This window comes from Kribbella sp. NPDC051936 (genome assembly GCF_040680955.1).
In the GTDB taxonomy this organism is placed as follows: Bacteria; Actinomycetota; Actinomycetes; order Propionibacteriales; family Kribbellaceae; genus Kribbella.
In genome coordinates, this window is record NZ_JBFAXS010000002.1 from 583,423 (window position 1) to 595,619 (window position 12,197).

A 12,197-nucleotide genomic window follows, 5' to 3' on the forward strand; every position below is an offset into this window, starting at 1 on the left:
TTCAATTCGGGGTAGACTGCGGCGGATGGTGACGGCTGCTGGACGGGGGATGATGGGTACGCCCAGCATCAAAGAGGTTGCGCGGCGGGCCGGGGTTTCGGTGGGGACCGTGAGCAACTTCTTGAACCGGCCCGCAATTGTCGCACCGGCTACGCGCAAACGTGTGCAGGAGAGTATCGACGCGCTCGGCTTCGTGCGGAACGAGGCGGCGCGGCATCTGCGGGCGGGGAAGAGCCGGACGGTCGGGCTGGTGGTGCTCGACGTGACCAACCCGTTCTTCACTGATCTCGCCGAGGGCGCCGAGGCGCTGGCGTACGAGCACGACACCGTGGTGATGTTGTGCAACAGCAAGACCGACCCGGTGCGCGAAGGTCATCACCTCGACCAGCTCGAGCAGCAACGCGTGATGGGCATCCTGATCACGCCGTTCGACAGCACCGATCCGCGGCTCACCGCGCTGGTCGACCGCGGTACGCCGGTGGTGCTCGTCGACCGTACGGCGGACCGCGGCCTGTGCTCGGTCTCGGTCGACGACCAGCTCGGCGGACGCCTCGCGGGGAACCACCTGATCGAGGCCGGCCATCGCCGGATCGCCTTCATCGGCGGGCCGTTCACGATGCAACAAGTTGCCGATCGCAAGGACGGCATCACGGCCGTCGTGGCGGAAGCCGACGACGTCGAGCTGCAGTACCACGAGGTCGACGTGATGGGTGTCGTCGAAGGTCGAGCGATCGGTGAGCAGATCGCCGCGCTCCCGGCGCGGTCCCGTCCGACCGCGGCGTTCCTCGCCAACGACCTGCTGGCGCTGGGGTTCCTGCAGGGTATGGCGGTGGCCGGTCTGCGGGTCCCGCGCGACATGGCGATCGTCGGGTACGACGACATCGACTTCGCCCGCGCCGCCGCCGTACCGCTGTCGTCGGTGCGGCAGCCCGCCGAGCTGCTCGGGCGGTCCGCGATGGAGCTGCTGCAGGAGGAGGTCGAGTCGGCCGAGCAGCACCGGCATCGCCAAGTGATCTTCCAGCCGGACCTCATCGTGCGCGAATCCAGCGACTTCAAGCGCCGCCGCTGATGACGGTCCTGTACGAGAACCCGCTCGCCTCGCCGGTCGATCTCGAAGGTTTCCGGCTCGAGGGCGACGGCGCGACGTCGTACCCGCTCGGGCGGCTGCGGCTGGAGAGCGTACGGCCCGCGGACGACGGCCAGGACGCGAACGTCGTGCTGTGGTGCCCGGAGGAGTTCCCGCCGGACATCGCCGTCGAGTGGGACTTCCGGCCGATCCGCGAGCCCGGTCTGTGCATCCTGTTCTTCCACGCGAAGGGTCGCCACGGCGAGGACCTGTTCGAGCTGCGGCCGCGGACCGGGCCGTACGAGCAGTACCACCACGGCGACCTCGACACGTACCACGTCTCGTACTTCCGCCGGCGCTGGCCGGCCGAGCGCGCCTTCCACACCTGCAATCTGCGCAAGAGCTACGGCTTCCATCTCGTCGCGCAGGGCGCCGACCCGATCCCGGACGTCGCCGACGCCGACGGCCCGTACCGGCTGCGTCTCACCGTGCGACAGGGCGAGATCACGTTCGCGATCAACGACCTGGTCAGCTTCGGCTGGCACGACGAGCACCCGCTGCCCGGCGGCAAGCTCGGCTTCCGGCAGATGGCGCCGCTGATCGGCGAGTACGCCAACCTCCGCGTTTCCCAGCTCTAGCCCGCTCCCGGCCAAGGCCCAGGGCCGCATGACCAGTCTCTGACAAACGCTTTCCGAGGTGTTGACATTGAGACGATTCAACCATACGGTCACATCACTTTTCGCCCCGAAACAAGGCAGGAACCGGCATGGACACAGGCTGGGCCGTGAGGCTGTACGGCGCTGCGGACGAGGTCCTTTGGGTGATCAAGCTGAACGCCCTGTGGATCCTTTTCACGCTGGCCGGCGGCGTTGCTCTGGGTATCGGACCGGCCACGCTTGCGGCATATTCGCTCGCCAGACGCAGGTCATCCGATGAATCGTTTCACGCCTTTCCCGCCTTTCGTACCGCGTTCCGCCGGGAGTTCCGGCGCGGCACGCTCGTGGTACTGCCCCTGATCGCGGTCGCCGTCGTCCTGGTCGGCAACTACCTGTACTTCGCCGCGCTCGGGGCCGCACTCCCCCGCCTGGCCAGCCTCGCGGCACTCGTCGCGCTCGGGCTGATCGCCGCCTACGCGCTCCCGATGGCCGTGCACTACGACCTCGGGATCCGCATGTTGTTGCCCAAGGCATCGCTCGTCGCGCTCGCGCGGCCGGCGTCGTCCCTGGTCCTGCTGTTCGTCGCGGCGTCCGTCGCCTTCGTGTCGGTGAAGTTCCCGGTGTTCGGGTTCGTGCTGGCCGGCGGCGCCTGGATCCAGCTCGACATCTGGCTCTGCCTGCGCTTCTTCGCCGAGAACGACGCGCGCCTGCACCCGAGTGGTAACTGAAAGGGAACCGATGACCATCTTCTCCCGACGGCGGATCGCCGTCGCCGCCGTCACGACGGCACTGCTCGCCGCCTCCGCCTGCTCCGGCGGCGGCGACGACAAGGGCGGCGAGGCCGCCAGTAACGAGCTGACCGTGATGGCGCCGCTGTTCGGCACCGCACCGGATCCGAACGGCGAACTGCAGCAGGCGGTCGAGAAACTGATCGGCAAGAAGCTCAAGGTCACCTGGGTGCCGAACGCGGAGTACGGCGACAAGTCGAACGTCACGCTCGCGTCGGACAAGATCCCGGACGTGATGGTGGTGAACGAGAAGAGCCCGTCGTTCGTCAAGGCGGCCGAGGCCGGCGCGTTCTGGGACCTGACCGGCAAGCTCGACAAGTACCCGAACCTGAAGCCGTCGAACGAGCAGACCGCGAAGAACTCGCAGACCAACGGCAAGACGTACGGCATCTACCGGGTCCGACCGCTGCTGCGCTCCGGCATCGTGATCCGCAAGGACTGGCTGGCCAAGCTCGGCCTGAAGGAGCCGCAGACCACGACCGACCTCTACACCATCGCGAAGGCGTTCGCCGAGAAGGACCCGGACGGCAACGGCAAGAAGGACACCTACGGCCTGATCATCCCGAAGTGGCCCGGCAACTACGCGAGCGCCAGCCCGTACGACGTGGTGGAGACCTGGTTCGGCGCGCCGAACGGGTGGGGTGAGCGGGACGGCAAGCTGGTCCCGGGCTTCGACACCCCCGAGTTCCTGAAGGCCAACGAGTGGCTGCGCGGCTGGGTGCAGGAAGGCCTGGTGAACCCGGACTTCGCGACGCTCGACAGCGCGAACTGGAACGACCCGTTCGTGCAGGGCAAGGGCGGCATGATCATCGACGTGAACGTGCGGGCCACCCAGCTGCTCGACCTGTTCAAGGAGAAGAACCCGAAAGACTTCGACAAGGTCACCCTGGTCGGCAACCTGAAGGGCCCGGACGGCGAGAAGCACTCGTATCCGTTCACCGGTTACAACATGGTGATGGCGATCTCCAAGCAGCACGTGCGCACGGAGGAGCAGCTCGACCAGGTCCTGCAGACGCTCGACAAGCTGGAGTCGAAGGACGGCTCGATCCTGCTGACGAACGGGATCGAGGGCCGCAACTTCAAGGTCGACGGGCAGTACGCCGTACCGCTCAACCAGGACGACCCGAAGGTGAAGGCGATCCAGAACGACGTCGACAAGGCCTTCATCCAGCTCGGGACCCGGGCGTCGGTCGGGCTCGGCGCGTACGCACTGCGGCCGAACGACGAGGCCAGCCGGAAGATGCGGGAGAAGTTCGACGTGCTGATGAACGAGGACCTGAAGACCGCGGTGTTCAACCCGGCGCTCAGCATCATCGCGCCGACCGCGGTGGCGAAGGGCCAGACGCTGGACACGATCATCCCGGACGCGCGAATCAAGTACCTGTCCGGAGCGATCACCGAGGAGCAGCTGAAGGCGCAGATCAAGCGCTGGTACGACAGCGGCGGCACGGACATCGTCAAGGAGGTCAACGACCTGTCCGCCAAGGCCGGCGGCTGACGGATGGCGACCGACCTCGTCCCCGAGGTGGTGCAGCCGGCCGCGGATTCTTCGCGGCCGGCGCCCGCCGCCAAGCGCACCCGCCGCGCCCGGAACCTTCCCCGGGACCTGTTCCGCTACCGCTGGCTGTACCTGTTGCTGCTGCCCGGTCTCGTGTACTTCGTGGTGTTCAAGTACCTGCCGATGTACGGGCTGACCATCGCGTTCAAGGACTACGTGCCGTTCCTCGGCTACTCAGGCAGCGAGTGGGTCGGGCTCAAGCACTTCCAGGAACTGTTCACCGGACCGGACTTCGGCCGGCTGCTGTTCAACACTCTGCTGCTCGCATTGTTGACAATCGTCTTCGTCTTCCCGGCGCCGATCGTGGTCGCCCTGCTGCTGAACGAGCTGCGGGTCAACGTCCTGAAGCGGTCCGTGCAGTCGCTTGTCTACATTCCGCACTTCCTGTCGTGGACAATCGTCGCCTCACTCACCTACCTGTTGTTCTCGGTGGACTTCGGCGTGATCGCGAACTGGATCCACGGGATCGTCGGCGGGCAGAAGACCGACTACGTCGCGCAGGCAGACTGGTTCCGGCCGCTGATCGTGCTGCAGCTGCTGTGGAAACAGACCGGCTGGGGAACGATCATCTACCTGGCCGCGCTGGCCGGCGTGGACTCACAGCTGTACGAGGCCGCCCGGGTGGACGGCGCCGGCCGGTGGCGGCAGTTCTGGCACATCACGCTGCCGGCGATCCGGCCGACGATCGTGGTGATGGCGATCCTGACGTCCGGGCACCTGATGGACTCCGGGTTCGAGCAGATCTGGCTGATGACCACGTCGCTGAACCGCGACGTCGCGGACGTGTTCGACACGTTCGTCTACTACATCGGCATCACCCAGGGCTCGTTCAGCTACGCGACGGCCGTCGGCCTGTTCAAGGGCGTGGTCGGCGTCGTGCTGATCTTCGGCTCCAACCTGCTGGCCAAGCGCATGGGCCAGCGCGGTCTGTTCTGAGAGGAGGACCACGATGAAATCCGTCATGAAGCAGCGAGTCCGGTACTACGACTCGGTCGGCAGTCGCGTGTTCGACGTCCTGAACGTCGTGGTGCTGACCGCACTGGGCCTGGTGACGGTGCTGCCGCTGCTGTACGTGCTGGCCGGGTCGTTCGCGACCGAGTCCGAGATCAGCTCGCGGCCGTTCTTCCTGTGGCCGCACAAGTTCGTCACCGACACCTACCACTACATCTTCTCGACCGACACGTTCGTCCGGGCGTTGCTGACCACGGTCGCCGTGACCGCGGTCGGCACGGTGATCCAGCTGCTGCTGACGCTGACCATGGCCTACCCGCTCGCGAAGCGGTTCCTGCCGGGGCGCGCGCTGGTGCTGAACCTGGTGATCTTCACGCTGGTCTTCAGCGGCGGCATGATCCCGACGTACCTCGTGGTGCGGGATCTCGGGCTGCTGGACAGCTACTGGGCGCTGATCCTGCCGCTGGCGATCAACCCGTTCTACCTGATCGTGGTGAAGAGCTTCTTCCAGGAACTGCCGGAGGCGCTCGAGGAGGCGGCCCGGATCGACGGCTGCAACGAGCTGAACGTGTTCCTGCGGATCGTGCTGCCGTTGTCGAAGCCGATCATCGCGACGTTCTCGCTGTTCTACGCGGTCGGGATCTGGAACGACTACATGTCGCCGCTTCTCTACATCGACGACAGCAAGAAGTGGACGCTGCAGATGATCGTCCGGCAGCTGACCGCGGCGAACGCGGACTCCGCGAACGTGTTGCAGCAGCTGGAGACGGTCACGTTCCCGGAGCAGGGCCTGAAGTTCGCCGTGGTCGTGGTCGCGACACTGCCGATCCTCTTCTTCTACCCGTTCCTGCAGAAGCACTTCGCGAAGGGTGTGCTGATCGGATCGGTGAAGGAATGACGACACTGCAATGGCTCGAAACTCCCTGTAGACAAGGCGTCACGTGGGGCGTTCCCTGGCCGCGCGGAACGGTTGCCGACGGCACCCGGTTCGCGCTGGCCGACGGTACGCCGGTGCAGAGCTGGACGACTGCGACGTGGCCGGACGGCTCGGTCAAATGGTCCGCGCACGCGATCGGGCCGTCCGAGCGCCCGGAGTCGTCGTACGAGCTCGTCGTCGGCGACCCGGCCGAGCCCCCGGCGCCCGTGCACGTCGAGCGGGTCGGTGACGAGGTGCGGGTGACGACCGGTGCGATCACCTGGACGTTGCGCAAACCCGGCCTGATCGCGTCGATTGTCGACAATGATCGGGAGATCGTCCGCGACGTCCGGCTGGTCAGCCTGCGGCAGGACGCGCCGGACGACGACGCGAGCCGGACCAGGCAGCAGACGACAGCGATTGTCGACAATCTCATTGTCGAGCAGGACGGCCCGGTGCGCGCCGTCGTCCGGCTCGAGGGCAAGCACGGCGACTGGCTGCCGTTCTCGGTCCGCCTGTACTTCTACGCCGGCGCGAGCGACGTACGGGTCGTGCACAGCTTCGTCTGGGACGGCGATCCGGATCGCGACTTCCTCGCCGGCCTGGGACTCAGCGCGGACGTGGTGATGCGCGACGAGCCCCACAACCGCCACATCCGGCTCGCCGGTCCGTCGGGTTTCCTCACCGAGGCGGTGCGCGGCCTGACCGGTCTGCGCCGCGATCCGGGCGAGGAGGTACGCCGTACGCAGGTCGCCGGCCGCGCCGTCGAAGCGATCTCGAATCCGGAGGTGGCCGACCGCCTGCACCTCGTCCCGCAGTGGAACGACTACACACTCGACCAGACCAGCGCGGACGGCTTCACCCTCAGGAAGCGCACCGGCGAAGGACACGCCTGGGTCACCATCCCGTCCGGCACCAGAGCTCCCGGCTACGGGTACGTCGGTGGCGTCAGCGGCGGGCTGGGCTTCGGACTGCGTGACTTCTGGAAACTGCACCCGACTCGTCTCGACATCCGCAACGCGGCCACGGCGACGGCGACGGCCACCGTGTGGATGTGGTCGCCCAGCGCGCCGGCCATGGACGTGCGCTACTGGCACGACGGCATGGACCAGGACACGTACCCGGAGCAGCTCGAAGGGCTCGAGATCACCTACGAGGACTACGAGCCAGGCTTCGGCAACGCGCACGGCATCGCGCGCACGCATGAGCTGACCCTGCGCGTCCACAACACCACACCGTCGGCCGAGGAGCTGTCAGAGCACGTAGAGCTGCTCAATTCCCCAGGACTGCTCACCGTCGCCCCGGCGCGTCTGTTGCAGGCAGGTGTGTTCGGCACCTGGAGTCTGCCCACAGCGGACCATCAGGACATCGAGGCCCGCCTGAACTTCCTCTTCCAGTACTACGTCGGTCAGCGCGAGCAGCGCCGCTGGTACGGGTTCTGGGACTACGGCGACGTCATGCACACCTACGACCGCGACCGGCACACGTGGCGGTACGACGTGGGTGGATACGCCTGGGACAACTCCGAGCTCTCCCCCGACCTGTGGCTCTGGTACCAGTACCTCCGGACCGGCCGCGCTGACGTGTTCCGCTTCGCCGAGGCGATGACGCGGCACACCGGCGAGGTCGACGTGCATCACCTGGGTCGCTGGAAGGGCCTGGGGTCGCGGCACAACGTGCAGCACTGGGGCTGTAGCTGCAAGCAGGTGCGGATCTCCAGTGCGATCTACCGGCGCTTCTACTACTACCTGACCGCAGACGAGCGGACCGGCGACCTGATGGACGAACTGGTGTCCATCGAGGACGCGTTCCTGGCTGTCGACCCGCAGCGCAAGGTACGGCCGGACGTCTACTCCCCCGACCCGCGTGCACTGTCCATCGAGCTAGGCGTCGACTGGGGTGCGCTGGCCGCCGCATGGCTGACGCGCTGGGAGCGGCACGGGGACGAGCGCGCCCGTGCCCGCCTGGTCGGAACGATGAGCGACATCGCCGCACTGCACTTCGGTTTCCTGACCGGCAACGCACGGCTGGACCTCACCACCGGCCGGTTCGACACCAGCCGCCGAGGCATTGCCGTTTCGCACCTGTCCTCGCTCTTCGGGTTGCCGGAGATCTGTTCCGAGCTGATCGACCTGGACCTCGACGTACCCGGGTTCGAGAAGGCATGGCTCGACTACTGCCGGCTGTACCTGCTCTCGCCCGAGGAGCAGGCGGCGGCCGTCGGCCAACCGCTACAAGGCATCTCACTCGTCCAGGCCCACAGCCGGCTCGCCGCGTACGCCGCCGCGCGCACCGGTGACACAGAGCTGGCCCAGCTGGCCTGGCGCAAGTTCTTCGTCGACGAGGGCGATCAGCTCAACCGCAACGCCCTGCAACGCGAGGCCGAGTGGCGGACCACCCCGGTCGACGGCGCCCTCATGCCGGTCGACGAGGCCGCGTTCATCAGCACCAACGGCGCGTCGCAGTACGCGCTGGCAGCGATCCAGAACCTGTCCCTCATCCCTGAACACAGACCTGACAGAGGTGGAGCAGCATGGAGGTCTCCCGACGTACGGTCCTAGCGGGTATGGCCGCAGTACCTGCGGTGTCCCTGCTCGACAACATCCAGCCGGCCGCGGCTGCCGAAGCCTCTGAGGTCGAACTCAGTTGGCTCGAAGGCAAGCCCACCACAGCGGCTGTCACCACCTGGGGTACGCCGTGGCCGAAGGGCGTCGTCCCGGCGAACCAGTCCTTCGCGCTCAAGTCCGCGGACGGCGCCGACGTACCACTGCAGAGCTGGCCGACCGCCTACTGGCCGGACGGCTCGCTCAAGTGGAGCGCACACGCCATCGCGGTGGACGCACCCGCCGAGTCGTACACACTCGGCCCCGGTACGGCGACCGCGCCCGCGCGGCCCGTCACCGTCAAGAACGAGAAGCTGTACGTCGACGTCGACACCGGAGTGATCCGCACCCGCATCCGCAAGGGCGGCTCTGAGGTGGTCAGCCAGATCTGGCGTGGTGACGTGCTGATCGCCCACAAGGGTGTGCTCGTCAACCTGAAGCAGGACAAGATCGCCGAGGACGAGGTCGGCGGCGCCGTCCGGGAGCAGTACGAGAGCGACATCCAGAAGGTCACCGTCGAGCAGGCCGGTCCGGTGCGCGCGGTGGTAAAGGTCGAGGGCCGGCACAAGTCGCGCAGAGGCCAGACCTGGTTGCCGTTCTCGGTCCGGCTGTACTTCGTGGCGGGTGCGGAGAACGTGCGGATGGTGCACACGTTCGTCTACGACCGCGATGGGCAGAAGGACTACATCGCCGGGCTCGGCGTGCGGTTCTCGGTACCGATGCGCGACGCGGCGTACGACCGGCACGTCCGGTTCGTCGGTGAGGGACACGGGGCGGTGTCCGAGGCCGTGAAGGGCATCACCGGGCTACGACGCGACCCGGGCGCCGCCGTCCGCGCCGCGCAGATCGCCGGGACCAAGCTGCCCGATCCGGCCACCTGGGACCAGCGGGTGACGACGCGGCTGCAGTACATCCCCGAGTGGGGCGACTACTCGCTGAGCCAGTTGACCGCGGACGGGTTCACGGTCCGCAAACGCACGAAGAAGGGCTACGGCTGGATCTCCGTCGACCAGGGCAAGCGCGCCTCCGGACTCGGGTACGTCGGTGGGGTCAGCGGCGGATTCGCCTTTGGACTCAGGGATTTCTGGCAACGGCATCCCACCCAGCTCGACATCCGGAACGCCGCGACCGAGGAAGCCGAGGTGACCGTGTGGCTGTGGTCGCCGGCGGCCGGTGCGATGGACACGCGGTTCTACCACGACGGCATGGGCCAGGACACGTACCCGGAGCAGCTCGAGGGACTCAACATCACCTACGAGGACTACGAGCCCGCGTTCGGTACGCCGTACGGGATCGCCCGGACGTCGGAGCTGACGTTCTGGGCGCTGGAGGCAACGCCGTCGGCCGCCCGGCTGGGTGACCTGGCCGACCAGGTCCGGACTCCCCCGCAGCTGATCAACCCGGTGGATCAACTGGTGAGCACTCGGGTGTTCGGCGGGCTGTTCACCCCGGTGGACCGGTCCGTACCGGCGAAGAAGGCCATCGAGGACCACCTGGACTTCCTGTTCGACTACTACCGCGGACAGGTCGAGTCCCGGCACTGGTACGGGTTCTGGGACTACGGCGACATCATGCACACGTTCGACGAGGACCGGCTGGTGTGGCGGTACGACGTGGGCGGGTACGCGTGGGACAACTCGGAGCTGTCACCGGACCTCTGGCTCTGGTACGCGTTCCTGCGCTCCGGGCGCGCCGACATCTTCCGGTTCGCGGAGGCGATGACTCGGCACACTGGTGAGGTCGACGTCTACCACCTGGGTCAGTGGGCCGGTCTGGGCACGCGGCACGGCGTACAGCACTGGGCGGACAGCGCTAAGCAGCAGCGGATCAGTACGGCGGTGTACCGGCGGTTCTACTACTACCTGACGGCTGACGAGCGTACGGGCGACCTGCTGTCGGAGCTGGTCGACTCGGACAAGACGTTCCTGGTGCTGGATCCGGTGCGGAAGATCCGGACCGAGCCGTACACGCCTGACCCGCATGCGTTGTCCATCGGGCTCGGCACGGACTGGAGCGGTCTGGCGGCAGCCTGGCTGACCGAGTGGGAACGTCAAGGGCCGAAGGCGGCCGTGGCGAAGGCCAAGCTGCTCGGGACGATGGAGACGATCGGTGCGATGCCGAACGGGTTCGTCACCGGCAGCGGGCTCTACGACCTGGACACCGGCCGGTTCGCGCCGGTGACCGAGAAGATCGTCAGTGTGTCGCACCTGAGCGCGATGTTCGGCCAGGTGGAGATCTGCGCCGAGCTGATCGACCTGGTCGACATGCCCGCGTTCGAGTCCGCGTGGCTGCAGTACTGCCGGCTGTTCAACGCGACTCGCGCCGAGCAGACGGCGGAGTGCGGTGCGTACTTCGGCAACCTGATCTTGCGGCAGGGCCATGCCCGCTTGACGGCGTACGCCGCCGTGCGGCTGGACCGGGACGACTTGGCCGCCCGGGCGTGGAAGGACTTCTACACCGGCGACGGCTACGCACCGAACCTGCCGTGGACCGCGGAGGACGTGTCCACCACCCTCAACCCGACCAAGGCCGCGAAGTGGGTCTCGACGAACACCACAGCGCTCTACGGCCTCGCCGCCATCCAGACGCTCGCACTTGTCGGCGACCAGATCGTGAACCCGTGAGGTGGGTGCCCTGGTGCGTTTGCTCGCGGCGGGCGTCGTACTGGCGCTCGGGGCACAACCGATGACGGCCGCGGCAGCGGTCCCGCCGGAGTGCACCGACTCAGCTCCGGTGGTCTGTACGTACGACGTACCGCCCGGCGACTACGACGTGAAGGTGGTGTTCGGTCGCGAGCACGAACCGGTCGACGTAGTCGCCGAGGCCCGGCGGCTGGTGGTGTCGGCGAGCTCGGAGCCGGTGCTGCGGTTCACGGTCAACGTGCGGGATCCGGAGGGGCAGCAGAACAGTTTCGGCGGGCCGGGCACGCCTGGCCTCACCCTGCGGGTCTCCGGGGCAATTCCGGTGAATGTGGTCGTGACCCGGGCGCCGGTCAGCACCAGGCGGGTGTTCCTGGCCGGCGACTCCACGGTCACCGACCAGGAGACAGCGCCGTACACGGGCTGGGGTCAACGACTGCCCAGCCGCTTCGGGCAGGGGCTGTCGGTGGTGAACCACTCGGGATCGGGTGAGAGCACAGTGTCGTTCCTCGCCGAGCCGGCGATGTGGGGGGCACTGCGACCGCAGCTCCGGCCGCGGGACGTCGTACTCGTGCAGTTCGGCCACAACGACAAGCAGACGACCACCGAGCAGTACCGGGCCAACCTGACCGAGATCGTCGCCGGCATCCGCTCGGCCGGCGCGACACCGGTCCTGGTGACGCCGATCGTGCGCCGGTGGTTCACCGGGACGAAGCTCAACTCGACCGGCCTGATCGTCAACGGCCTGGGCGTCGACCTGCCTGCCGAGATGCGCTCGATCGCGGTGGCCGAGCAGGTCGGCCTCATCGACCTCACCGCCCGGACCCAGGCCGTCGTCGAGGCACTCGGCCCTGAGGACGCCAAGGCGCTGTACCTGACCCGGGAGAAGCGCGACGACACCCACACGTCGGAGTACGGCGCCACTGTCTACGCCGGCCTGGTCGCGGACGAGCTCGCCCGGCTGGAGCTGGTGGAGGACCGCTTCTGGAACTGATCGCAACTTTTCGCCCCCTCCCGGCA

At 67.4% G+C, this 12,197-nt stretch carries 9 protein-coding genes; all 9 read left to right on the forward strand.

The window, feature by feature from the left end:
* The first annotated feature begins 52 nt into the window (after window positions 1-52).
* The 9 genes from AB0L64_RS08385 (at window position 53) to AB0L64_RS08425 (ending at window position 12,171) form a co-directional block, all read left to right on the forward strand.
* Window positions 53-1,069, forward strand: a complete 1,017-nt coding sequence (locus AB0L64_RS08385; protein ID WP_363709800.1) for a LacI family DNA-binding transcriptional regulator — start codon at window positions 53-55, stop codon at window positions 1,067-1,069.
* Window positions 1,069-1,704, forward strand: a complete 636-nt coding sequence (locus AB0L64_RS08390) for a DUF1961 family protein (RefSeq protein WP_363709117.1) — start codon at window positions 1,069-1,071, stop codon at window positions 1,702-1,704. The genes AB0L64_RS08385 and AB0L64_RS08390 overlap by 1 nt, the downstream gene beginning before the upstream one ends.
* Before the next feature lie 128 nt (window positions 1,705-1,832).
* Window positions 1,833-2,450, forward strand: coding sequence for a DUF624 domain-containing protein (locus tag AB0L64_RS08395; RefSeq protein ID WP_363709119.1), 618 nt, complete (start codon window positions 1,833-1,835; stop codon window positions 2,448-2,450).
* 10 nt (window positions 2,451-2,460) lie between these two features.
* Window positions 2,461-4,008 carry an extracellular solute-binding protein gene (locus AB0L64_RS08400; RefSeq protein WP_363709121.1) on the forward strand — a complete coding sequence of 516 codons (1,548 nt, stop codon included), beginning with the start codon at window positions 2,461-2,463 and terminating at the stop codon, window positions 4,006-4,008.
* A gap of 3 nt (window positions 4,009-4,011) precedes the next feature.
* Complete coding sequence (locus AB0L64_RS08405; RefSeq protein ID WP_359923400.1) at window positions 4,012-5,004, forward strand: ABC transporter permease subunit; 993 nt, start codon at window positions 4,012-4,014, stop codon at window positions 5,002-5,004.
* Window positions 5,005-5,017: 13 nt separating this feature from the next.
* The gene (locus tag AB0L64_RS08410; protein ID WP_363709124.1) at window positions 5,018-5,917 is read left to right on the forward strand and encodes a carbohydrate ABC transporter permease; all 900 of its coding nucleotides are present in this window, start codon (window positions 5,018-5,020) and stop codon (window positions 5,915-5,917) included.
* On the forward strand, window positions 5,914-8,496 hold the full coding sequence (locus AB0L64_RS08415; protein ID WP_363709126.1) for a Tat pathway signal sequence domain protein: 2,583 nt from the start codon (window positions 5,914-5,916) through the stop codon (window positions 8,494-8,496). The genes AB0L64_RS08410 and AB0L64_RS08415 overlap by 4 nt, the downstream gene beginning before the upstream one ends.
* A gap of 5 nt (window positions 8,497-8,501) precedes the next feature.
* Window positions 8,502-11,162, forward strand: coding sequence for a Tat pathway signal sequence domain protein (locus AB0L64_RS08420; RefSeq protein WP_363709128.1), 2,661 nt, complete (start codon window positions 8,502-8,504; stop codon window positions 11,160-11,162).
* A 13-nt stretch (window positions 11,163-11,175) separates the two neighbouring features.
* Window positions 11,176-12,171: a rhamnogalacturonan acetylesterase gene (locus tag AB0L64_RS08425; protein ID WP_363709130.1), complete on the forward strand. Its 996-nt coding sequence runs from the start codon at window positions 11,176-11,178 to the stop codon at window positions 12,169-12,171.
* Window positions 12,172-12,197 lie beyond the last annotated feature (26 nt).

What these genes read in the sequence shown, in the direction of transcription:
- AB0L64_RS08400 (WP_363709121.1), top strand. Translation starts at nt 2,461, where the DNA reads ATGACCATCTTCTCCCGACGGCGGATCGCCGTCGCCGCCGTCACGACG.
- AB0L64_RS08420 (WP_363709128.1), top strand. Translation starts at nt 8,502, where the DNA reads ATGGCCGCAGTACCTGCGGTGTCCCTGCTCGACAACATCCAGCCGGCC.
- AB0L64_RS08385 (WP_363709800.1), top strand. Translation starts at nt 53, where the DNA reads ATGGGTACGCCCAGCATCAAAGAGGTTGCGCGGCGGGCCGGGGTTTCG.
- AB0L64_RS08405 (WP_359923400.1), top strand. Translation starts at nt 4,012, where the DNA reads ATGGCGACCGACCTCGTCCCCGAGGTGGTGCAGCCGGCCGCGGATTCT.
- AB0L64_RS08390 (WP_363709117.1), top strand. Translation starts at nt 1,069, where the DNA reads ATGACGGTCCTGTACGAGAACCCGCTCGCCTCGCCGGTCGATCTCGAA.
- AB0L64_RS08395 (WP_363709119.1), top strand. Translation starts at nt 1,833, where the DNA reads ATGGACACAGGCTGGGCCGTGAGGCTGTACGGCGCTGCGGACGAGGTC.
- AB0L64_RS08415 (WP_363709126.1), top strand. Translation starts at nt 5,914, where the DNA reads ATGACGACACTGCAATGGCTCGAAACTCCCTGTAGACAAGGCGTCACG.
- AB0L64_RS08410 (WP_363709124.1), top strand. Translation starts at nt 5,018, where the DNA reads ATGAAATCCGTCATGAAGCAGCGAGTCCGGTACTACGACTCGGTCGGC.